Here is a 20,835-nt window from a genome sequence, read left to right as displayed (position 1 = left end):
CAACGCTTGCGGCCCGCCGCGAAAACAAGTTACCGCGAAAAGCCGAAAAAACCCAAAAAATTCCAGCCATTAAAAAATGGCAGTCATTCACTCTTCACACCCAACATCTCTCGAATATGCGAGAGCGTGCCATCGTCCTTGACCACCGTCGCCAGCCACTCATGCAGCGGCATGCCGGCCCACTCGGCCGCCTTATCTGCGAGATAGGCCACAGGACTATGCGGCTCAGTAGCGCGAAAATAGTCAGCTACGGCGCGCAGCTGCGCCACCGCTTCTGCACGGCTCTGAATGCCGCCATTCACACGACCATGAACTCGAGTCGGAGTCTGCACGTGTTCCTCATAGGGCAAAGACGTCTTGAAGCTCGGCTCGGCGCGTTCGGGCGCGAAAGTCGCATCGCTCTGGACTGCTTGCGAATCACGCTGATCAACCGGCGCTTGCTGCGCTTTAGCAGCCGCATCCGGATCGACACCCACATCACGAGCAAATCGCGCCACCAGGCCATAAACCGTCTCAAAAGCATCCCGCGTCTGCCGAAAGCTCGGCGCAGCGTCGCCAGCACGGCGCTCCAGTTCGTCATCGAGCGCCGCAAGCGCCACTTCAAAAGCCTTGAATTTCGCGACTAGAGCCTCATAGAAAGCAGGCGCAGTAGCCCGCCGCGAGGCATCGATCTGCTCGACAGAAGGCTTCCCACGCGCAATGTCAGCCGCGTTCTCGGGATCGCGCTTGATGGCCTGCGCAACATGCTGCGCGACCTCCCAATCAAGCGCGCTAAACGGCGTACCCGACTGCGTCAGCGGCACGGCACGCAGCAACTCAGCCGACCGCCCCGCAAGCCACGCGACATTACCGAGTCGCGACTCCACGTCGTCCCCCTCAGGCAGCGGATGCAGATGATCCCAGAAGCGCTCCACGAGCCCCGTGAGAATCGCGTAGCCTTGCGTGAGGCCCGGCATGCCGTCCTGAATCGCCAGCGCCTCGGTGAGCCACACGGCCACGCGCAAGTCCTTGGTCTGTGTAGCGAGCAGCGCCGTGCAGCGTTCGGCCACGAAGGCCCAGTCCGCTTCCTTGATTTCCGTGACCCACTCGCCCTGATCGAGCGAGGGATCGTCGAAACGGCGCGCGTGCGCGATGGCGTCGAATTCCGCGGAAAACAGCAGATCCTCGCCGCACGGCAAGCTTTCGTCGATGGGCGCAAAAAGCGCGGTGGTGTCGGTGGACATGGCAGTCGGCATGGTCAATTCACGGTGTATTCGAACTCGCCGGCATCATTCGCGCGCACCGCCACGCTCGCGAGCGCGGTGCCCTGCGCGATGCGTTCGAGCACCTGCTGCGCAAGCTCGGGCAGCAGCGTGCCGTTCAAAATGTGGTCGACGTTGCGCGCGCCCGAGTCCACTTCGGTGCAGCGGGCCAGCACGGCTTCCACGAGCGAGTTGTCCCACTCGAAAGCGGCGCCGTGGTTCGCCTCGATGCGCCGACGGATGCGTTCGAGCTTGAGTTCGATGATCTCGGCGAGCACGTCGTCGGAGATCGGATAGTACGGAACGACCTTCATGCGCCCGAGGAAGGCAGGCTTGAAGGTCTTGTAAAGTTGCGGACGCAACAGCTCGGCAAGCGCATCGGCGTCCGGCAGTTCTTCGGCGGGCTTGTTCAGGCATGCCTGCATCACCGCCGCCGAGCCCACGTTCGAGGTCAGGATGATCAGCGTATTGCGGAAATCGATGGCGCGCCCTTCGGCGTCGTCCATCGTGCCCTTGTCGAAGATCTGGAAGAACATTTCCAGCACGTCGGGGTGGGCCTTTTCGACCTCGTCGAGCAGCACGACCGAATACGGGTTGCGGCGCACCGCCTCGGTCAGCACGCCGCCTTCGCCGTAGCCCACGTAGCCCGGCGGCGAGCCCTTCAGGCCCGACACGCTATGCGCCTCCTGATACTCGCTCATGTTGATGGTGACAAGCTTGCGTTCGCCGCCATAAAGGATATCGGCAAGCGCGAGCGCCGTTTCGGTCTTGCCCACGCCCGAGGGGCCCACGAACATGAATACGCCGCGCGGCTTGTTCGGGTCCTCGAGATTCGCGTTCGCCGTGCGCACGCGCTGTGCGATGGCCTCGAGCGCATGGTCCTGGCCGATCACGCGCTCGCCGAGCAGCGGGTTCAGGTTGAGCACCGTCTTGATCTCGTCCTTCACCATGCGGCCCAGCGGAATGCCAGTCCACGATGCGACCACTTCGGCCACCACGTGCGCGTCCACTTGCAGCGGCACCATCGGGCCGTCGCCCTGCAACGCATGCAACCGCTCGATGAGCGCGGGCAGCGCCGCGCGCGCGGCTTCGGCGTCGCGGGCGAGCTCGGCCGCGTTGTCCGTCGCACCCGCTTTCCGCGTTTCGCGCGCCGCGTCGATGCGGCTGCGCAGCGCCGCGATCTGCCCGACGAGCTCGCGCTCGCTGGCGTAGCGCACTTCGTCTTCGGCTACGGCAGCGGCGGCTTCGTCGCGCTGTGCGCGCAGTTCGGCAAGGCGTTCGTCGTGCGCAGCCCCGTTGGCCGCTTCGCGTTCGAGCGCCGCGATCTCGGCCTCGATGCGCTCGATGCGGCGCTTGCCGTCGTCGATCGCGCCAGGCGTCGAGCTATGCGCGAGCGCGACCTTCGCGCACGCGGTGTCTAGCACGCTCACCGCCTTGTCGGGCAGCTGGCGCGCGCTGATATAGCGATGCGAGAGGCGCACGGCTTCGGTGATCGCCTCGTCGAGAATACGCACGTTGAAGTGGCGCTCCATCAGGTCCGTCATGCCGCGCAGCATGGCCGCCGCGAGCGCTTCGCCGGGCTCTTCGATCTTCACCACCTGGAAGCGCCGCGCGAGCGCAGCATCCTTCTCGAAGTACTTCTTGTACTCGCTCCAGGTCGTGGCCGCGATCGTGCGCAGCTCGCCGCGCGCGAGCGCCGGCTTGAGCAGGTTGGCGGCGTCGTTCTGGCCCGCCTGGCCACCCGCGCCGATGATCGTGTGCGCCTCGTCGATGAACAGCACGATGGGCTGCGGGCTCTTCTTCACCTCGTCGATCACGCTCTTCAGGCGGTTCTCGAACTCGCCCTTCACGCTCGCGCCCGCCTGCAGCAGGCCCATGTCGAGCACGCGCAGCGCGACGTTGCGCAACGGCTCGGGCACGTCGCCCTCGGCGATGCGCAGCGCGAGCCCTTCCACCACTGCCGTCTTGCCGACGCCCGGCTCGCCCGTGAGGATCGGGTTGTTCTGGCGGCGCCGCATCAGGATGTCGATGGTCTGGCGGATCTCGCCTTCACGGCCGATCACCGGGTCCACGTGGCCTTCTCTCGCGCGCTGTGTGAGATCGGTCGTATAGGTGTCGAGCGCGGGCGTCTTCGAGGGGCCGGCGCTTGCTCCAGGCTCCGCTGCGGTTTCACCGGACGCGCTAGCGTGTTGCGCCGCGTTGCGTTCGGCGTCGCGCGGCACGCCTTCCACCGAGCCCTCGGTCAGCTTGTCGAAGCGGTGCTTGAGCTCGGCCACCGGCACCTCGGCGAGACGCGCCGACATGCGTTGCGCAAACTGCGCGAGATCGGGCGCACCCAGCAGCGCGAGCAGCAGATGGCCCGAGCGGATGCGGCCGATCTGCGTGTCGAGCGAAGCGATCAGCCACGCCTGCTCGAACAGCGCGATGAGATGCGGCGAGAACACCGGCGTGCGCGTGTTGCCCGTCTTGAACTGCTGCAATTCGCGCTCGAGATCGGCGCGCACCGCATGCGGATCGACGCGCGAGGCGCGCAGCGCGCACACGAGATCGGATGCCGGCTCTTCGAGCAGCGCGAGAAACAGGTGCTCGAGATCGACTTCGTAATGTCCGCGCGACAGGCACGAGCTGGCCGCCCGTTCGGCCGCGAGGCGACTCGTGGTGTTGAGCTTCGTAATCAGGGTCTTGAGGGGCGTGCTCATGTCGTGAGGTCGGTCCGGGCGAGGTTCCAGTCAGTCGTCAGTGGGTGGCATGCAATTCATAGTGTGCGTCGCTACGGTCGCTAGCGGCTTCGTGCGTGCAAAGGAAGGCGTCCCAGCCCAGCCGCGAGCCGGCGCCGAGCTGGATCGACCCCACCTCCGCGCGGCGCAGCACGAGCCGCACCTCGTATTCGAGGGTCACGCGCCCAAGCAGCGTGAGCATGCGCTCGAGCGCCAGTGCGCGCTCGCCGCCGGGCAGGAATGCTTCGTAGTCCTCTTTCGAGAGCGGCCCGATCACGAGGCGCGCACGCATGTCGCGCTGCCAGACGCGCTCCCCCGCGAGCGCGGTCGCGCCCAGCGCGACGTTGCGCCTGCCGAGCATGGAAAGCTGCTCGGGCGGCACGTCGTACCACTTGCCGACGAATTGCTCGACGCGCACGGGAACATTGAAATAGTCGGAAAGCGTGTTCTGCAGATACGCCGCCGAAACGGGCCGATGCCGCGCGGCAATGGCGTGGCCGGCAATGGCTTCGTCGAACAGGGCGCCGGGCCCGCCGTGCAGACTGCCGCGCGAGTCGTCGTCGGCCACGCCCGCGAGCGCGAGCAGCAACGGCAAATAGCGCTCGTCGCGGTCGAGCTCGTAGTGAAACGGCAGGCGGTACTTCTTCCACGCCGCGTAAAAGAGCGCCGTCGCGCGGTTGGAAAAGACGTCGAAAAACTCGCGCGCCGCACGGTCGCGCCTGAACTGCTCGCGCGCGATGAGCTGCTCCGTATAGTGCAGCGGCAGCGCGCCCTGCGCGCCCAGCAGGCCGAAGAACGCGGGCGTGATGGCCACCTCGCCCAGCTTGCCTTCGTCGATCGCCGCGCTGCGCGCGGCTTTTTCCGCGAGCGGCTGGCCGGCTTCGTCGTACGGTACGGCCCGCTCGATCTCGCTGGGCGGGAAGCCGAGCGAGAGCGTGTTGCGAAACGTCACGCGCTGCGCGAGCACGTCGCGCTGGCGCTCCTGTGCCTTGTCGACAAACCAGCGCTCGAGCAGACGCACCGCCTGAAAAAATTCGAAGCGGTGCGGCTCGTCGAGCAGGCGCTCGATTACACCAGGATCGATTCGCCGCTGCGGGGCTTGCATCGCAGGATCTCCTCGCCGGTGAGTTCCGAAATCACCACCAGTTCAATAAAGCTGTTGATATGCACGTACAGACCGAAGAACACGTCGAGCACGCGCGCGAACGTGCCGAGGCTCGTGCCGACGAAGTGGTCTTCGTCCACGGTCACGCGAATCTCCACGCCGCGCACGAAAGTGGCGAACGGCTTGCCAGGCAGCCATTGCACGGCCGGGCGCTGCTCCACGTTCACGATGCCGTCGATGTGCCGCGACGAAACCGCCGAGCGGCGCATGTCGTAGAGCGTGAGCATTTCCTTGAGCGTCGACGCGCCGCCGCTCGTGAGCGAGACGTGGCTGAGCGACAGATGCGAGATCAGGCGCCAGTGCGCGGCCTGGCGGCGCTCGAAGCGCACGCACGGCGTGGGCCGCGCGAGCAGCGTGATCTGGTTCGTGAGCGAACCGCCCTCGTGAAACAGGTCGCCGCCTTCGAGCCCCACGGCGAGCCCCGCGGGCAGATCGCGGTTCGTGCAGGTGAGCTCGAGGCTCAGCGTATCGGTCTGCTCCGCCGAGGGATCGAAGTCGATGTCGACAATCGATATTTCGGTTTCGTAGCCGGGGCTGTTTTGCGCGACCCATTCGTCGCGGCGCGCAAACCAGTAATGGCCCGCGCGCGCGGACTCGCCGTGGCGCAGCGAATAGAACGGCCGGAATTCCACGACCGATTCGTCATTGGCCCGCTGCTGGACGAGCTTCACGGAATCGATCGAATAGACCTCGTAGGCGAACGCGCGGCGAGCCTCGGCAATCACCGGATACGCGATGGCCTGATGGTTCAGGCGGATCGGCTCGCCGGGCTGCTTGAAGAGATTCACGACCGGCGTGCAGAAAAGCCGCAGATGATGGGCCCCGAGCGTATCGAGCAGGCGCGCCTCGTGCGAGTCGCCGCGCACTTCCTTGAGCACGATGTGCAGCGTGAGCCGCTGGCAGCGGCCCGTGGCGGCGCTCATGGCCGCGAGGTCGAAATCGACGAAATCGAATTTGGCCGGAAACGCGAAGTATTCAGTGAGCAGCCGGTAGGCAGGATGCGACCTCGCGGGAAAGTCGATGAGTGCATCGTCATCGGCGAAGCCTGCCTGCGCAAACGGCCGCTCGCGCAGCGCCTTCCAGCGCCCGTTGCGCTCGGGTTCGACCCATGCACCCAGCGCATTCACGAACAGACAGTCGCCGAGCGCCGCAATGAACGATTGCTCGCCGTGCAGGTAGGCGCGCAATTGCGGCAATTTCAGCGCGGCCAGATCCAGTTGCGCGGAGATCGATTCGAACGTGATCGAAATCACGCCGGTGGCGTCCGCCGGCAGCACGACCGAGCTCGGCACCATCGCCACGGGCATGTAGCGCGCCTCGGAGATGCGCACGGGCGCGAGCGTGACGTCATAGGCCGTGCGAAAGCGGCACTGCACGCCGCGCAAGGGGCGCGACCGGAGTTGCGTGCCGCGCTCGATCACCGCGGGCGCGCTGAGACTGGCGAACGATGCGCTCGTGCCGAGCTGCGCGATCGAGCACGAGGGAAACGGCCGCAGATAATGCGGATAGAGGACTTCGAGCAGCGCCTCGGTGAATTCCGGGTAGTCGTCGTCGAGGCGCTTGTTGATGCGCGCGCCCAACAGCGCGAACGACTGGATCATGCGTTCGACGTGCGGGTCTTCGCAGTGCTCGCCCGTCATCGCGAGCCGCGCGGCAATCTTCGGATAGCGCTGGGCGAATTCGCCCGAGTAGCGTCGCAGGAACGACAGCTCGCGCTCGTAATACGGCAACAACTCTTCCATCGCGGCTCGCGCTCCCCAAAATCCTGCGTCATGACCCGCCAGTCCATGCCGCGTGGCCACGCGGCACCGGGCGGTGCATCCTTATATCTTCGCGCGTGCGCGCGTCACCGAATACTGCAGCGTCGAAGGCTGCAGCATGGCGTCGAAGTTCACCGGCTCTTCGGCCGGATGGACCACCAGTAACGCCTGAATAACGAAGTTCAGCACGCTGGTCGAGCGGTTATTCAGTTCGAGCGTCACGCTGACTCCCTGCAGACGCGGCTCGTGCCGCGTAATAGCCTGCTGGATCGAATTGCAGATGAACGTGCGGTCTTCGTGGCTCACCAGACTGCGCCCGGCGAAGTCGTTCAGGCCATAGGTCAGCAAGGACTCCTTGCACTGCGGCAGGTGCGCGAGCATCGCCTCCGTATACGCGATGCGCGTATTCAGGATCGACTCGAGATCGCGTGCGACGGTCGCCTTGAGCTCTTCCAGCGACAATTGCCGCATGGCGGCGGGTGCCGGCACATGCGGTTCGTCGTCGAACAGCTTGTCGAAGAAACTGGGTTCGAAGCGCTTCATCAAACCAGAATGGCAATGCCCGGGCGGCGCGCTCGGCGCGCATCGCCCGGGCTAATCAGACATCGAGTCGAAACGTCAGACCGCGTAGGTCTTGTCGTTCTTCGTCAGGCTCCATGCACCCTGGGCGTTACCGCCCTGGTTGCCGCCGATCTTCTGCTGCGTGTACTTCCACTGCACGGCAGCATACTTGAGCGAGAACTCTTCGCTCGGCAGGCCCTCGCCGACGACCGACGGCGTGACGCTCGAAATGATCACGTACTTGAGCTTGATCTCAAGGTACTTGATGCGGTTGCCCTCACCGTCCGAGCGCATGAAGTCGATCGTGACTTCGTCGAACGTCGTGCCGCCCGAAGCGTGCTGATACAGCAGCGGGCTGACGACGTCGATGTCTTTCGTGAAGCGCATGTCGGCATGCTCGCAGCGCCCTGCCGTATGACCGCCCGCCGTCGACGCCGTAGCCGAGCGCGGCTGCAGGATCGAGTGGTTCCACGAGTCGATCTCGACCCAGTTCGCGTGGTCCTTGTCCTGCGACTCGCCCTTGATCGCCGGATTGCCGAACTTTAGATAGATGTCCTTCATAACGTGTCGCTCCCCATAGAGGTGGTTTGTACGACGGCGGCAGACGCGCTGCCAGTCCGCCTGTTGTACCGCAGTCTCTGGCGCTTAGCCCCGCAAACGCGTGGGCCAGGCGTCCGATGCTTCATGCTGCCCGCACAGCCGGATGCCCTGCACGGGTTCTGCGCGAGTTTACGAATTGGCCGGCTTCGGCAGATCGGCCACGAGCCGCAGCGAGATCGAAAGTTCGTCGAGCTGGAAGTGCGGGCGCAGGAACGCGACCGAACGGTATGAACCCGGGCGGCCCGGAATCTCCGCAACCTGGATCGAGGCTTCGCGCAGCGGGAACTGGGCCTTCTGCTCCTGCGTGGCGTTGTCGTCGAGCAGCACGTACTGCGAAATCCAGCGGTTCAGGAACACCTCGACATTCTGCGCGGAAGCGAAGCTGCCGATCTTGTCGCGCATCATCGCCTTCAGGTAGTGCGCCACGCGCGACACCGAGAAAATGTACTGAAGCTGGGCGGAGAGCACGGCGTTCGCATTGGCGCTGTCGGTGCTGTACTTCTTCGCCTTCTGGGTCGATTGCGCGGCGAAAAACGCGGCGTAGTCGGAATTCTTGCAATGCACGAGCGGGATGAAGCCGAGGTCGCTCAGTTCCTTCTCGCGGCGGTCGGTCACCGCGATCTCGGTCGGGCACTTGAGCGCGACCTCGCCGTCGTCGGTCTTGAACGTGTGGGTGGGCAGGTCCTGCACGAGGCCGCCGCCTTCCACGCCGCGGATCGCGGCGCACCAGCCGTACTCGTCGAACGCGGCCGTGAGGCGCGCCGCGAAAGCCCACGCAGCGTTGCACCAGAGGTACTTGCTGTGATCGGTGCCGTCCACGTCCTCGACGAAGTTGAAGCCCTCCGCCGTGGCGCCGTCCTTCGGATTGAACGGCAAGCGGCCGAGAAAGCGCGGCAGCGTGAGGCCCACGTAGCGCGAATCCTCGGAGTCGCGGAACGACTTCCACTTCGCGTATTCGACGGTGTCGAACACCTTGCCGAGATCGCGCGGCTTGCCGAGATCGGCAAACGATTCGAGGCCCATCAGCTCGGGCGAGGCCGATGCGATGAACGGCGCGTGCGCGGCCGCCGCGACATGCGACATCTGCTCGATGAAGTACATGTCCTCGGGCTGGCGCGTGATTTCGTAGTCGCCGATCAGCGTGCCGAACGGGGCGCCCCCGAAGGTGCCGAACTCTTCTTCATAGACCTTCTTGAAGAGCGCGCTCTGATCGAATTCGACGGCCGTCTTGAAGTCGCGCACGACGTCGCGCTTGGGCGCGTGCAGTGCCTTGATCTTGATGGTCTGGCCGGTGTTGCTTTCCTTGCACAGGTATTCGAGACCGCGCCACGTGCTTTCGAGGCGCTGGAATTCCGGCGCGTGCATCACGGCGCTGAGCTGGTCCGAAATGAGGCGGTCGAGCTCGGCCACGCGGGCGTCGATGGTGGCCGAAAGATTGTTGGAGACGACCACGGTGCCGTCGAGCACCTGGTGCACGAGCTCGCCGATCAGATCCTTCGCGCGTGCGTGCTCCGAATCGGACTTGGCGACCTTGCTCTTCTCGACGATGTCGTCGAGCAACGACGGCGAGGATTCGCCCTGCGCCGCTTCCTGCAACGGCTGAGCGGCTGCGCTTTGCTGGTTCATGTCTTACCCCTGCCTCATTCGCCCTTGGGCTCGTCGTCCGACGAGCGCTTGCCCGCGTTCTCCGCCAGCGCCTGCAATTGCTGCGTGTTGGAGAGCACTTCGCTCAGCAGGTCTTCGAGCTTGTCGTTGCCGGCGAGCTTGTTGCGCAGATCGGCGAGCTTCGAGCGCGCCTCGAGCAGGCGCCGCAGCGGCTCGACCTGGGCGACGACTTCGTCCGGGTTGAAATCGGCCATCGATTTGAAGTGCAGATCGACGGCGAACTTGCCGCCCTCGCCGCTCAGGCGGTTTTCCACCTGATACACGGCGCGCGGCTCGATGCCCTTCATCACATCGTCGAAATTATCGCGGTCGATATTGATGAACTTGCGATCGCGCAGCTTCGGCTGCTCGATTTCCGATTGACCGGCCAGATCGCCCATCACCCCGACAACGAACGGCAGTTCTTTCACTTCGATCGCGTCGCCACGCTCGACCTCGTAGGTCAGCTGGACGCGCGGCGGCCGCACCTTCCCCAAGCGCTTCTGAATGCTTTCTTTCTTTGCCATCGACGGCTCCCTGCTTCCGTTTTGACCTTCGTTATGGCCTTCGTTGTGGCCTTGCTAGCGAGTGGTGTTGCCGCTCACCGCCGCTGTCGCCTAGCGCAGCGCGCTGAACGGGTCCGCGCCGTTGCCGGTCGCCTTGCCGGTCGCCGTTGCCGTGGGCGCAACGGCAGGCGTGGACGGCGTCTGCGCCGACGCGGTAGCGGCATCCGCCGTCTCGGTGGTCTTGGGCGCTGCCTTTACGACGTGGCGCACGTAGCGCTTCTTCTTCACGGCCGTCTTCGCGCTCTGATCGGGCGGGAACAGTGCGTCTTCGCCGAGCGTGTCGCGCAACTCCTTGGCGAGCGCCTGGGCGTCCGTCTTTGCATCGCCTTGCAGCGACGCGTCCTGGCGCAACTCGCCGAGCGACTGCGTGGCCACGCGCAGGCCTGCCACGGCGAGCACGCTCTTCGCGGCGCGGTCGGTCTGGTCGCGCTGCAGCGCTTCCTGCGCGGCGACAATCGCCTGGCCGTAATGCTGTTGCTGGAACTGGATCTGCGCGATGCGCGACCACGGCTCCTCACGCGTGGGATCGGCGGCGGCGAGCTTCTGATAAGCCGCAATGGCCTGGTCCTGGTTGCCGCCCTTCGAAAGCGTGTCCGCATCCGCGAGCGCCTTGTTGAAGGCCTCGGGCGATGTCGAGAGCGTGTTGCTCTGGGAAGCGCAGCCGGCGACGATGACACCGCAAGCGATCACAACCCCCGTTAGCTTCGAAAAAACCCGCTTTTTCATCGTTCTTTCACCGCCGTTAGACCGGTTAATTTTTTAATTCAGAGACAGGAGTTTTACTTATCCCCCAGCGCGCCGTATAGTACAGGCCAATTATCTTAATTTCAAGATGACTTAACCTTGTTTTAAAAGCGCCAGAAATAGCGTGCGGCCTAAAAGCGCTGAACCCGCGGATAAACGGCGAGCGGACCAAGGAAGAAATACCGACAGGATCATTGAAAGCAGCGGCGCGAGAAGGAAAAATTTCCTGTTTCATTAAATAAATGAACGCACCACGGGGACGATTAATGCCCACGCAATGCGCCTTGCATTACCCGCACCAAGACATATTAACTTAGCTGGAGAGCACGGGTCCGAGCGCCCGCGATAAAAATGACTGTGCGTATTATTCAATTCGCATCGAACGCGGTTGCGCTGTGTGCCGCTGCCGCCTTGCTGGGCGGCTGTGCGGCGGCGGTGCCCGCAATTGGGAGCGCGGCCTCGGCCGCCCTGCAGTTCGCGGGCATCGGCAAGCCCGACGTGCCGGACAGCCAGAAGCCACCGCGCGATCTGGGCATCACGCTGTATGCGGCGCGCAACCTGAACGCGGCCAACGACAACAAGCCGCTCGCATTAGTAGTGCGCCTCTACACGCTGAAAGACCCGACTTCGTTCGAGCAGGCGCCTTTTGATACCTTTACCGACCCCGCGAAGGAGAAAACCACGCTGGGCGCCGACTTGCTGAGCGTGCGTGAAATCACACTGATCCCGGGTCAGCGTTATAACGCGACGGAGAAGGTCTCGCGCGAAGCGCAGGCGTTCGGGATCGTCGCGCTCTTTCGGGATCCGGCAATGGAGCGTTGGAAGTTCGCATTTGACCCGGCGAAATCGGAGAAATCCGGCATAATGGTCGGCCTGCACAACTGTGCCATGACCGTTACGGGCGGCACGGTAATTCCGTCCGGTGCGGGGCAGTCGGCGCAAGCGCTCAATCTGCTCTCGTCGGTAACTTGTGGATAAATCGCCGCGCGCGGTGATTTAAAACGGGCCAGAAGCAACGGGAATGCTGCTGCAATAGCGCTGCAATTGAACCGTGATAGAAGCGAACCACTTTAACCAATCCAGTCCGTCGGCATGCGCAGGCCCGATCGACGCATAACGCTGAATCAACATGAGCTATTCCTCGAAAGTGCTATGGGGGGAAGGCCTCTTTCTCAGGCCTCAGCACTTCCAGCGGCAAGACGCCTATCACGAAGCGCGGCTCTTCGAGTCGATCCAGGCCATCCAGCCATATAACTGGGGCGTGCGCTCGATCCGCATCGATCACGATTCGCTCGGCAGCAACATCCTGAGCCTGAACGAGCTCTCGCTCGTGTTTCCCGACGGCACGCTGTACTCCGCGCCGCAGGCCGACAGCCTGCCGCCGTCCGTCGCGCTCGATGCGCTGCCCGAAGGCATCAACGAATTCACGTTCTATCTTGCGCTGCATCAGGTGCGCGAAAACGGCTCGAACTACTCGAGCGATCGCGACGCCGGCTTCGTCGCGCGTTATGTCAGCGATCAGGCCAGCGTGTCCGACCACTATACGGACGCCGCGCTGGCCGACGTCACGTTCCTCAAGAGCAACGTGAAGCTGGTCGCGCACACCGAGCCGCGCGACCAGCTGCTCGCGGTGCCGGTCTTGCGCGTGCGGCGCACGGCGTCCTCGGGCTTCGAGGCCGACGAGAGCTTCGTGCCGCCCAGTCTGGCGATCGAGGCGTCGCCGCTCCTGCATCAGCGGCTGCGCCGGCTGATCGATGCCTTGCAGGCCAAGGTCAACGCGCTCTACGGCTTCCATCGCGAGCCCACCAAGAACATCATCGAATTCCGCTCGGGCGACATCGCCTCGTTCTGGCTGCTGCATACGGCGAGCGGCGCGTTCGCGACGCTCGCGCATCTCTACCAGCACGCGGCGCTGCATCCCGAGCGACTCTTCCAGGAGCAGTTGCGCCTCGCCGGCCAGTTGCTCACGTTCTCGAAGAACCATACGCTCGCCGACCTGCCCGCCTATCGCCACGACGAACCGGGCCCCGGCTTCGCGCGCCTCGACACCATCATGCGCGACCTGCTCGAGACGGTGATCTCCACGCAGTACTTCGCGATCGCGCTCGAGGAAGTGCGGGCGTCGTTCCATATCGGACGCCTCGACTCCGGCAAGATCGACGACAAGACCACGTTCTATCTGGCCGTTTCCGCCGACATGCCCGCGGTCGATCTGGTCGAGGCCGTGCCCGCGCGCTTCAAGGTGGGCGCCCCCGACGATGTCGACAAGCTCGTGCTCTCCGCCATGCCCGGCGTGCGACTCGTCTACACGCCACAGGTGCCGCCGGCCATTCCGGTGCGCCCGGGCGCGTGCTACTTCGCGCTGGAGTCGCGCAGCGCGCTCTATGACCGCATGATCCAGGCGCAGTCGGCCATGGTCTACACGCCCTCGGGCATCAACGATCTCAAACTCGAACTCATCGCGGTGACGTCATGACGAGCGCGCCATCCCTGTTCGGCGGCGTGACGCCGCCGCCTTCCGCGTCGCCCACGCCTGCGATGCCGGCAAGCGAGCCCGCGTACCAGGTCCGCTCGCTGCTCGATTTGCTGTACGACGGTTTCTTCATGCTGTTCCTGTTGAAGAACGGCCGCGAACCCGGCGACGCGAAAGAGTTCGGCGCGCGCGTGCAGCAGTTTCTCGGCGATTTCGAGCGCGGCGCGAAGAAGCTCAATATCGCGGCGGAAGACGTCTATGCCGCGAAATTCGCGTTCTGCGCGGCCATCGACGAGTCGGTGCTCGCCTCGAAGTTCAAGATCCGCTCGGACTGGGAGCGCCGGCCGTTGCAGCTCACGCTGTTCGGCGAGCAGCTCGCCGGCGAGAAGTTCTTCCAGTATCTGGAGGAATGCCGTGCGCAGGGCGCGGCGCGGCTGCAGTCGCTCGAGGTCTTTCACATGTGTCTGCTGTTGGGCTTCCAGGGCAAGTACATGCTCGAGGGGCCCGAGAAGCTCGCATATCTCACGGCGCGCATCGGCGACGAAATCGCTCATATGAAGGGCAAGCGCGCGGCATTCGCGCCGCACTGGCCGCTGCCCGATCTCGTCGCGCACCGCCTCAAGCGCGAAGTGCCGCTCTGGACCATCGGCGCCGTGTTCGCGCTGGTCGGCATACTCGCGTGGCTGGGCCTCAATACCTGGCTACGTGACAGCACGGTGCGCACGCTCGCGCCTTATACGAACATCGTCAAGCTCGGGCCGCAATCGGCCAATCTCACGATCTCACTGCCCTGATGATCCGGATGCGCCGCCGGACGCGCCATGCCTGCAAGGCTGGCGCGTTTCGGCCTTTGCGTCTTCGCGTCCGGCTTGAACGCGCAGGCTAGCGCGCGCGTTCAAGCCGCATCGCCGTGCGTCGCCACCACGCGGTCGCGGCCCGCCACTTTCGCGCGATAAAGACTCGCGTCCACTTGCTTGAGCCACGCGGCGTAATCGTGCATCGTCTCGTCGCATTGCGCGACGCCGATGCTTACCGTGCATGGGCACGCCGTGCCCGCCTCCTGCGCCTTCATGCGCACCAACGCCGCAAAGCGCTCGGCCACCGCGCGCGCTTCGGCCAGCGTCGCGCCCGGCAACACGATGCCGAACTCCTCGCCGCCATAACGCCCGATACTGTCGCCCACCCGAAAATGCTCGCGCAGCAGCGCCGCGAAGGCCTGCAGCACCGCGTCGCCGGCCGGGTGGCCGCGCGTGTCGTTGACGCTCTTGAAGTGATCGAGATCGATGAGCAGCAGCGACGACGCATAGTGCGCCGAGCGGCACCGCTCGAATTCTTCGGCGAGGAGGTCCTCCCAATGGCGGCGATTGAGCAGGCCTGTCAGACCGTCGATGCGGCTCAAGCGTTCGAGCGTGCGCGTCTGCTCGGCCAGCTTCTTCGAAATGCGATACGTGCTCCAGCCGAGCGCGAGCGGATAGACGATCAGAAACGGCAGGCACGCGAGCATCGTGGGCATGCGCGTGTCCGGCTCGAACGCAAAACCGAGCACCAGCAGCCCGAGCGCGAATCCCACGAGATGAGCGGCGGCGCCGCGCATGAAGAGCCTGGCGCCGCCCGCCGCGATGTTGTCCATGCTGAGCATCGCGAGGATCAGCACGCTCGGCAGCAGGTTGAAGCGCATCGCAACCACCCACAGGCCGCCCAGTGCCGAGTCGACCATCAGATTGACGCGCTCGCCGCGATAAGGCACGGCCCACGCATGCGCGGCACGGCGTGCCACATGTGGCCAGAGGAAGCCATGGAATACGAGCAGTGCCCAGAGCAGCGGGCCGCGCCCCTGCTGCATGAACACCGAAGCCACGCAGAAGAACCCGAGCCCGAGCCCCGCCATGCGCAAGCGCCAGATACGCTCGACGAAACGTCTGCCCTTGCCGGTCATCGGGTCCGTGCTGGATGCCATCCTGTGGGTCTCGCGCGTCCCGCCGCTCTATACGGGATCGAAGTGACGAATATGTGAGATCAGCCGTGAACGAATAGGGCCATTGTGCCATCTGCCAGGCGTAATGGCGTGGCGCATCGCTGCGGATGTGCCGCAACACCCTCGACGCACGCCAATCGATGCACAGCGCCACAATCGATGCATATGCACTCTCGACCCACGCGCGCCGCAACCGTGCATATGCGCAGATCGAGCGGCGCCGCCCGTCTTGCACGATGCCGATGACATCGCGATGAATCGCGAGCGGTTCTCTTGCGCTGCCCAGCGTTCTTACCAACCGTTACAGAAGCGACGCCATGGTTTCACCTCTACGAGCCGAGCCTTCCTAGAATTCATCAGACCGTTGCGCGGCGAGCTCGCACAGCGGTCTCAAACGAAGCCCGCGCAGCCCATGCGTATCGCATCCCGCCAGGGCCTCGTTTGTGCAATCGATAAATCACGTAGAAAGGAGTTCGTATGTCCCGCCTCTCGCTTGCTTCGCTTGCCACTGCATCCGCCGCCGGCCTTCTCGTGCTCTCGCTGGGCGCTCACGCCCAGACCGCGGCGCCTGCCGGCACCAACGCCGCCACCGCCAATGCGACCACGGCCGCCACGACCAACGCGCCTGTCGCCGGTGCCGCAGACAAGCTGCATGAAGCCGACAAGAGCTTCATCGCAGACGGCACGCAGACCGTCGCCACGCAACGCGACGCCGCGCGCATTGCCGATTCGCGCTCTTCCGACCGCGAAGTGAAGGCTTTCGCGGAGCAGATCGTCGCCGACTACACGAAGCTCTCGAACTCGATGCGCGCCGCGAGCCCGCGCGGCGTGGACGTGCCGCGCAACGACCCGGACACGGCCACGATCGACGGCATCAAGAATCTGCGTGGCGCCGATTTCGACAAGGCCTATATCGAGCAGGTGGCGCTGGCCGGCCAGCAAAAGACGCTTTCGGCGTTCCAGGCGGAAATCGCCTCGGGCCGCGACGCGGGTCTGAAGAAGGCCGCGAGCGAAGGACTGCCGGTGATCCAGGCGGACATCGCCAAGGCGAAGGAACTGGCGCAGCGCAAGCATATGGCCAGCTAATCCGTCGACGGCGCAGACGGAAGCGGGCGCGATCTCCCTGTCACATACGGAGCGCGCCCGCTTGATTCATTCTTGCGGATGCTCGTGCGCGGCCGTTACGAGCCGTTCCATACGGCGGTCCGGCACGAGCCACAGCAGCGCCACCGCCACGAAAAACAGCGCGCCGATATGCGGCCACCCGGCCGCCGCCAGCCCCATCCCCAGCACGTACCCCACCACCGAAGCCTTGCCCTTCATATCGTGCCCCAGCGCCCGTGCGAGCGCGCTTTGCGCGCCGTGATGGCGCACCAGCGTGCCTTGCAGCGCGACGTAGGCGACCGCGCAGAGCAGCAGATTCAGGCCGTAGAGCACGGTAGGCCAGCGCCCAAAGTGGTTCTCGCCCATCCATCCCGTGCTGAACGGCAGCAGCGAGAGCCAGAACAGCAGATGCAGGTTCGCCCACAGCACGGTGCCGTTCACGCTGCTGGAGGCGTGCAGCATGTGATGGTGGTTGTTCCAGTAAATGCCGACATACATGAAGCTCAGGATGTAGCTGAGCACCGTGGGCCACAACGGCAGGAGCGCCGCGATATTTTCTCCGTGCGGCACCTTGAGCTCCAGCACCATGATGGTGATGATGATGGCGAGCACGCCATCGCTGAACGCTTCGAGTCTGTTCTTGTTCATCGGCCTGGTTGTTCGCGGGTCGGGTAAAACTGGCGCAAGTATGGCCGAAAGCGCCGGCCGACGCCATGCCGGGCACGAGCGAGCGCGAGCGCGCTGCGCACAGCCGCGTTACAGTGCAATCAATGCCGCGCCAACGCGCTCGCCCCCCACGCTCGCCGCAATATAGAGGAATGCCATGGATACTGGACCGGACGCCTCGCCCTCGCCCACCGCCGCGCTCACGCGCCGTGTGCGTGTCTGGGATCTGCCCGTAAGGCTCTTTCACTGGCTCGCCGTGATGCTCGTGGCGCTCGCCTATGTCTCGCAGCGCATGAACTGGATGCAGCTGCACGTGCGCGCGGGCGAGACGCTGCTCGCGCTCGTGCTGTTCCGTTTGCTGTGGGGCTGCTTCGGCAGCGAGACCGCGCGCTTCACGCGCTTCGTCGCGACGCCCGCTGCGGCGTGGCGGCATTTGCGCCATCTGGCGCGGCGCGAGCCCGACGTGCAGGTCGGCCACAACGCGGCGGGCGGGTGGATGGTGCTGTTTCTGCTCGCGCTGCTGCTCGTCGAGACGCTCTCCGGCCTCTACGACAACAACGATATCGCCGACGAAGGCCCGCTCTCCGAGATCGTCCCGGCCGCCATCGCGAACGCGATCATGGCAATCCACGCGTGGGGATGGGACCTGCTGGCCGCGGCTGTGGTGCTGCACGTGTGCGCGATCGCGGTCTATGCGCTCGTCAAGGGCCACAATCTGCTCGGCCCGATGGTGACGGGCGCCAAGCGCCTGCCCACGGCCGTGCGTGCGCCGCGGCGCGCCTCGCTCTGGCTCGCGGCGCTGCTGCTGGCTTTGTCCGCGCTCGTGACAGCGCTCCTTGCCGCGTATCTGTGAGCGTGGGCGCCAGTTCGCCACGATGTTGAACGCCGTGTCACGCACGGCGCACAGCGCTTGACGTAAAATCTACCGCTCCCACCACCCCAACCGACCAGACAGCAGATGGCTACCTACCTCGAATTGCTCGCCGAAAAACGCGCGCTGGACGCGCGCATCGAAGCGTTGCGCGCCGAGGCGGCTCAAGACGCGCTCGCGGCCGCCCGCGCCGCCATCGCCGAATTCGGCTTCACGGCGGAAGACCTGTTCGGCAAGCCGCGCCAGCAAAAAGGCCCGCGGGGCGTGCAGCGCAAGCGCAAGGACGCGCAAGACAGCGCCGCGGCGTCAGCCGCCGATCAGGCCAACTTCGATCTATTCGGCGACACCGCCGGGCACTGATCCGCGCGGATTTACTGCGCACCCAGCTTCTTGATGAGCGCGTCGAGCTGCGCCATTTCCTCTTCGTTGAGGTCGGTGAGCGGCGCGCGCACCGGGCCCGCGTCGTGGCCCACGAGCTTCGCGCCCGCCTTCACGATGCTCACCGCATAGCCGGCGCGGCGATTGCGGATCTGCAGATACGGCAGGAAGAACTCGTCGATGAGCTTGCCGACGGTGGCGTGATCGTCCGCGGCAATCGCGCGGTAGAAGTCCATCGCCGTCTTCGGAATGAAGTTGAACACCGCCGACGAGTACACGGGCACGCCCAGCGCCTTGTAGGCCGCCGCATAGACTTCCGCCGTGGGCAGGCCGCCGAGGTATGAGAAGCGCTCGCCCAGGCGCCGGCGGATCGTCACCATGGCTTCGATGTCGCCCACGCCGTCCTTGAAGCCGATGAGGTTCTCGCAGCGCTCCGCCAGCTGTTCGAGCATGTCGGCGCTGAGCTTCGAATTCGCGCGGTTGTAGACGATCACGCCCATCTTCGGCACGGCCTTGCAGACCTGCTCGACGTGCGCCGCAATGCCCTCCTGCGAGGCTTCCGTGAGGTAATGCGGCATCAGCAGAATGCCTTGCGCGCCGTTGCGCTCCGCTTCCTGCGCGTACTCGATCGCCACGCGGGTAGGGCCGCCCGCGCCCGCGAGAATCGGCACCTTGCCCTTGCAGGTTTCCGTGGCGGTCTTGATCACCTGGGAGTACTCGCTTTTCGTGAGCGAGAAGAATTCGCCCGTGCCGCCCGCCGCGAACAGCGCGCTCGCGCCGTAAGGGGCGAGCCATTCGAGGCGCTCGGCGTAGGTGTCGGCGCGGAAGTTGCCCTCTGCATCGAAGTCGGTGACGGGGAACGAAAGCAGGCCCTCGGAAACGATTTGCTTGAGCTCTTGCGGCGTGGTCATGGTCTTGATCCTGTGATGAAGTCGGTAAAGGTGTTGAGTCGATGGCGTGGCGTTCGGGCTGCGCTCAGCGCACGAGGCACGGGCGCTTGTTATCGAACTTCCAGTTGGGAATGAGGTATTGCATGGCGATCGCGTCGTCGCGGGCGCCCAGGCCGTGCTGCTGATAGAGCGCGTGCGCTTTCTCCAGTTCTTCCAGGTCGATCTCGATGCCGAGGCCCGGCTTGTGCGGCACCTGCACCTTGCCGCCTACGATCTGCAGCGGCTCGCGCGTGAGGCGCTGGCCGTCCTGCCAGATCCAGTGCGTGTCGATCGCGGTGATCTTGCCCGGCGCCGCGGCGGCCACGTGCGTGAACATCGCGAGCGAGATGTCGAAGTGGTTGTTCGAATGCGAGCCCCACGTGAGGCCCCAGTCGTTGCACATCTGCGCGACGCGCACCGACCCCTGCATGGTCCAGAAGTGCGGGTCCGCGAGCGGAATGTCGACCGATTGCAGCTGGATCGCGTGGCCCATCTGGCGCCAGTCGGTCGCGATCATGTTGGTGGCCGTGGGCAGACCCGTCGCGCGGCGGAACTCGGCCATCACTTCGCGGCCCGAGTAGCCGTTTTCCGCGCCGCAGGGGTCTTCCGCGTAGGCCAGCACGTCGTGCTTGTCGCGGCACAGGCGGATGGCTTCGGCGAGCGACCACGCGCCGTTCGGGTCGAGCGTCACGCGCGCTTCCGGGAAGCGCTCGGCCAGCGCCGTGACCGCCTCCATTTCCGCCTCGCCCGCCAGCACCCCGCCCTTGAGCTTGAAGTCGTTGAAGCCGTAGCGCTGTTGCGCGGCCTCGGCCAGGCGCACGACGGCTTCGGGCGTCATCGCGGCTTCGGTACGCAGGCGCTCCCAGTCGTCGCGGCCATCGGCGCCGCTCGCGTAAGGTAGATCCGTCTTGTTGCGGTCGCCGATGAAGAACAGATAGCCGAGCATCTCCACTTCGCTGCGCTGCTGCCCTTCGCCCAGCAATGCCGCAACGGGCACGTTCAGATGCTGGCCGAGCAGGTCGAGCAGCGCGGCCTCGAGCGCGGTCACGGCATGGATCGTCGTGCGCAGATCGAAGGTCTGCAGGCCGCGGCCACCCGCGTCGCGATCGGCGAACTGCTTGCGCACCGTGTTGAGCACCGCTTGCAGATTGCCGATCGACTGGCCGACCACGAACGCACGCGCGTCGTCGAGCGTCTTGCGGATCGACTCGCCGCCCGGCACTTCACCCACGCCCGTGTTGCCCGCGCTGTCGCGCAGCAGCACGACGTTGCGCGTGAAGAACGGGCCGTGCGCGCCGGAGAGATTCATCAGCATGCTGTCGCGCCCCGCAACGGGCACGACGCGCAGTTCGGTCACGACGGGTGTGGCGCTCGACGTGGCATTCGGCTCGCCGTACGGCTGGACGTTCTGTGTAGACATGGAAGCATGACCTCAATAAAT

Annotated in this window: 21 protein-coding genes; 6 read left to right on the top strand and 15 right to left on the bottom strand. The window is 65.0% G+C overall.

Annotated elements, in window-relative coordinates:
* Positions 1-83: 83 nt before the first annotated feature.
* The 10 genes from tssA to BO1_RS59620 all read right to left on the bottom strand — a co-directional run bounded on the left by tssA (position 84) and on the right by BO1_RS59620 (position 11,272).
* On the bottom strand, positions 84-1,223 hold the full coding sequence (tssA, locus tag BO1_RS31165) for a type VI secretion system protein TssA (RefSeq protein WP_028220901.1): 1,140 nt from the start codon (positions 1,221-1,223) through the stop codon (positions 84-86).
* 14 nt (positions 1,224-1,237) lie between these two features.
* Positions 1,238-3,940 carry a type VI secretion system ATPase TssH gene (gene tssH, locus BO1_RS31160; RefSeq protein ID WP_028220900.1) on the bottom strand — a complete coding sequence of 901 codons (2,703 nt, stop codon included), beginning with the start codon at positions 3,938-3,940 and terminating at the stop codon, positions 1,238-1,240.
* 37 nt (positions 3,941-3,977) lie between these two features.
* Positions 3,978-5,063, bottom strand: a complete 1,086-nt coding sequence (gene tssG, locus BO1_RS31155; RefSeq protein WP_028220899.1) for a type VI secretion system baseplate subunit TssG — start codon at positions 5,061-5,063, stop codon at positions 3,978-3,980.
* Positions 5,027-6,865 (bottom strand): type VI secretion system baseplate subunit TssF, encoded by a 1,839-nt coding sequence (gene tssF / locus BO1_RS31150; RefSeq protein WP_028220898.1) that lies wholly within the window; start codon positions 6,863-6,865, stop codon positions 5,027-5,029. Before tssF ends, tssG begins: the two co-directional genes overlap by 37 nt.
* A gap of 81 nt (positions 6,866-6,946) precedes the next feature.
* Positions 6,947-7,426, bottom strand: coding sequence for a type VI secretion system baseplate subunit TssE (gene tssE, locus BO1_RS31145; protein ID WP_028220897.1), 480 nt, complete (start codon positions 7,424-7,426; stop codon positions 6,947-6,949).
* Positions 7,427-7,501: 75 nt separating this feature from the next.
* Entirely contained in the window at positions 7,502-8,005 is a 504-nt protein-coding gene (locus tag BO1_RS31140) for an Hcp family type VI secretion system effector (RefSeq protein ID WP_028220896.1), read from the bottom strand.
* 168 nt (positions 8,006-8,173) lie between these two features.
* On the bottom strand, positions 8,174-9,670 hold the full coding sequence (gene tssC, locus BO1_RS31135; RefSeq protein WP_028220895.1) for a type VI secretion system contractile sheath large subunit: 1,497 nt from the start codon (positions 9,668-9,670) through the stop codon (positions 8,174-8,176).
* Between the two features lie 14 nt (positions 9,671-9,684).
* Positions 9,685-10,215 carry a type VI secretion system contractile sheath small subunit gene (gene tssB, locus BO1_RS31130; protein WP_028220894.1) on the bottom strand — a complete coding sequence of 177 codons (531 nt, stop codon included), beginning with the start codon at positions 10,213-10,215 and terminating at the stop codon, positions 9,685-9,687.
* Between the two features lie 90 nt (positions 10,216-10,305).
* Positions 10,306-10,980 (bottom strand): tetratricopeptide repeat protein, encoded by a 675-nt coding sequence (locus BO1_RS31125; protein ID WP_084688304.1) that lies wholly within the window; start codon positions 10,978-10,980, stop codon positions 10,306-10,308.
* A 25-nt stretch (positions 10,981-11,005) separates the two neighbouring features.
* A complete protein-coding gene (locus BO1_RS59620; RefSeq protein WP_156992492.1) occupies positions 11,006-11,272 on the bottom strand; it encodes a hypothetical protein in 267 nt (88 codons plus the stop codon).
* A gap of 77 nt (positions 11,273-11,349) precedes the next feature.
* Here BO1_RS59620 and tssJ point away from each other — a divergent pair, with 77 nt between their 5' ends.
* Complete coding sequence (tssJ, locus tag BO1_RS31120) at positions 11,350-11,976, top strand: type VI secretion system lipoprotein TssJ (RefSeq protein ID WP_028220892.1); 627 nt, start codon at positions 11,350-11,352, stop codon at positions 11,974-11,976.
* An 18-nt stretch (positions 11,977-11,994) separates the two neighbouring features.
* Here tssJ and BO1_RS61805 read toward each other — a convergent pair whose 3' ends face one another.
* Positions 11,995-12,129 (bottom strand): hypothetical protein, encoded by a 135-nt coding sequence (locus BO1_RS61805; protein ID WP_281179217.1) that lies wholly within the window; start codon positions 12,127-12,129, stop codon positions 11,995-11,997.
* Between BO1_RS61805 and tssK the strand changes: the two genes are divergently transcribed.
* Positions 12,128-13,474, top strand: coding sequence for a type VI secretion system baseplate subunit TssK (gene tssK, locus BO1_RS31115; RefSeq protein WP_028220891.1), 1,347 nt, complete (start codon positions 12,128-12,130; stop codon positions 13,472-13,474). The genes BO1_RS61805 and tssK overlap by 2 nt on opposite strands.
* Positions 13,471-14,265 carry a type IVB secretion system protein IcmH/DotU gene (gene icmH / locus BO1_RS31110; RefSeq protein ID WP_028220890.1) on the top strand — a complete coding sequence of 265 codons (795 nt, stop codon included), beginning with the start codon at positions 13,471-13,473 and terminating at the stop codon, positions 14,263-14,265. The genes tssK and icmH overlap by 4 nt, the downstream gene beginning before the upstream one ends.
* Positions 14,266-14,366: 101 nt before the next feature.
* Here icmH and BO1_RS31105 read toward each other — a convergent pair whose 3' ends face one another.
* The gene (locus tag BO1_RS31105) at positions 14,367-15,428 is read right to left on the bottom strand and encodes a diguanylate cyclase (protein ID WP_028220889.1); all 1,062 of its coding nucleotides are present in this window, start codon (positions 15,426-15,428) and stop codon (positions 14,367-14,369) included.
* A gap of 495 nt (positions 15,429-15,923) precedes the next feature.
* Between BO1_RS31105 and BO1_RS31095 the strand changes: the two genes are divergently transcribed.
* Positions 15,924-16,532, top strand: coding sequence for a DUF4142 domain-containing protein (locus tag BO1_RS31095; protein ID WP_028220888.1), 609 nt, complete (start codon positions 15,924-15,926; stop codon positions 16,530-16,532).
* 66 nt (positions 16,533-16,598) lie between these two features.
* Here BO1_RS31095 and BO1_RS31090 read toward each other — a convergent pair whose 3' ends face one another.
* Positions 16,599-17,198 (bottom strand): TMEM175 family protein, encoded by a 600-nt coding sequence (locus BO1_RS31090; RefSeq protein ID WP_028220887.1) that lies wholly within the window; start codon positions 17,196-17,198, stop codon positions 16,599-16,601.
* Positions 17,199-17,373: 175 nt separating this feature from the next.
* Here BO1_RS31090 and BO1_RS31085 point away from each other — a divergent pair, with 175 nt between their 5' ends.
* Both BO1_RS31085 and BO1_RS53505 read left to right on the top strand, forming a co-directional pair.
* Positions 17,374-18,069 (top strand): cytochrome b/b6 domain-containing protein, encoded by a 696-nt coding sequence (locus BO1_RS31085; RefSeq protein WP_028220886.1) that lies wholly within the window; start codon positions 17,374-17,376, stop codon positions 18,067-18,069.
* Between the two features lie 105 nt (positions 18,070-18,174).
* Positions 18,175-18,447 carry an H-NS family nucleoid-associated regulatory protein gene (locus BO1_RS53505; protein ID WP_043287311.1) on the top strand — a complete coding sequence of 91 codons (273 nt, stop codon included), beginning with the start codon at positions 18,175-18,177 and terminating at the stop codon, positions 18,445-18,447.
* 11 nt (positions 18,448-18,458) lie between these two features.
* Here the strand turns inward: BO1_RS53505 and kdgD are convergent, their stop codons facing one another.
* Positions 18,459-19,376, bottom strand: a complete 918-nt coding sequence (gene kdgD, locus BO1_RS31075; protein WP_028220885.1) for a 5-dehydro-4-deoxyglucarate dehydratase — start codon at positions 19,374-19,376, stop codon at positions 18,459-18,461.
* Positions 19,377-19,440: 64 nt separating this feature from the next.
* Positions 19,441-20,814 (bottom strand): glucarate dehydratase, encoded by a 1,374-nt coding sequence (gene gudD, locus BO1_RS31070; protein WP_028220884.1) that lies wholly within the window; start codon positions 20,812-20,814, stop codon positions 19,441-19,443.
* Between the last annotated feature and the right edge of the window lie 21 nt (positions 20,815-20,835).

It is taken from the genome of Paraburkholderia oxyphila NBRC 105797 (genome assembly GCF_000685075.1).
Taxonomy (GTDB): Bacteria; Pseudomonadota; Gammaproteobacteria; order Burkholderiales; family Burkholderiaceae; genus Paraburkholderia; species Paraburkholderia oxyphila.
The sequence above is the reverse complement of the archived record's forward strand: the minus strand, read 5'-3'. Positions and strand labels throughout refer to the sequence as shown.

Coding starts and splice junctions, on each gene's coding strand:
- tssA (WP_028220901.1), bottom strand. CDS start 1,223: ATGTCCACCGACACCACCGCGCTTTTTGCGCCCATCGACGAAAGCTTG.
- tssH (WP_028220900.1), bottom strand. CDS start 3,940: ATGAGCACGCCCCTCAAGACCCTGATTACGAAGCTCAACACCACGAGT.
- tssG (WP_028220899.1), bottom strand. CDS start 5,063: ATGCAAGCCCCGCAGCGGCGAATCGATCCTGGTGTAATCGAGCGCCTG.
- tssF (WP_028220898.1), bottom strand. CDS start 6,865: ATGGAAGAGTTGTTGCCGTATTACGAGCGCGAGCTGTCGTTCCTGCGA.
- tssE (WP_028220897.1), bottom strand. CDS start 7,426: ATGAAGCGCTTCGAACCCAGTTTCTTCGACAAGCTGTTCGACGACGAA.
- BO1_RS31140 (WP_028220896.1), bottom strand. CDS start 8,005: ATGAAGGACATCTATCTAAAGTTCGGCAATCCGGCGATCAAGGGCGAG.
- tssC (WP_028220895.1), bottom strand. CDS start 9,670: ATGAACCAGCAAAGCGCAGCCGCTCAGCCGTTGCAGGAAGCGGCGCAG.
- tssB (WP_028220894.1), bottom strand. CDS start 10,215: ATGGCAAAGAAAGAAAGCATTCAGAAGCGCTTGGGGAAGGTGCGGCCG.
- BO1_RS31125 (WP_084688304.1), bottom strand. CDS start 10,980: ATGAAAAAGCGGGTTTTTTCGAAGCTAACGGGGGTTGTGATCGCTTGC.
- tssJ (WP_028220892.1), top strand. CDS start 11,350: ATGACTGTGCGTATTATTCAATTCGCATCGAACGCGGTTGCGCTGTGT.
- tssK (WP_028220891.1), top strand. CDS start 12,128: ATGAGCTATTCCTCGAAAGTGCTATGGGGGGAAGGCCTCTTTCTCAGG.
- BO1_RS61805 (WP_281179217.1), bottom strand. CDS start 12,129: ATGTTGATTCAGCGTTATGCGTCGATCGGGCCTGCGCATGCCGACGGA.
- icmH (WP_028220890.1), top strand. CDS start 13,471: ATGACGAGCGCGCCATCCCTGTTCGGCGGCGTGACGCCGCCGCCTTCC.
- BO1_RS31105 (WP_028220889.1), bottom strand. CDS start 15,428: ATGGCATCCAGCACGGACCCGATGACCGGCAAGGGCAGACGTTTCGTC.
- BO1_RS31095 (WP_028220888.1), top strand. CDS start 15,924: ATGTCCCGCCTCTCGCTTGCTTCGCTTGCCACTGCATCCGCCGCCGGC.
- BO1_RS31090 (WP_028220887.1), bottom strand. CDS start 17,198: ATGAACAAGAACAGACTCGAAGCGTTCAGCGATGGCGTGCTCGCCATC.
- BO1_RS31085 (WP_028220886.1), top strand. CDS start 17,374: ATGGATACTGGACCGGACGCCTCGCCCTCGCCCACCGCCGCGCTCACG.
- BO1_RS53505 (WP_043287311.1), top strand. CDS start 18,175: ATGGCTACCTACCTCGAATTGCTCGCCGAAAAACGCGCGCTGGACGCG.
- kdgD (WP_028220885.1), bottom strand. CDS start 19,376: ATGACCACGCCGCAAGAGCTCAAGCAAATCGTTTCCGAGGGCCTGCTT.
- gudD (WP_028220884.1), bottom strand. CDS start 20,814: ATGTCTACACAGAACGTCCAGCCGTACGGCGAGCCGAATGCCACGTCG.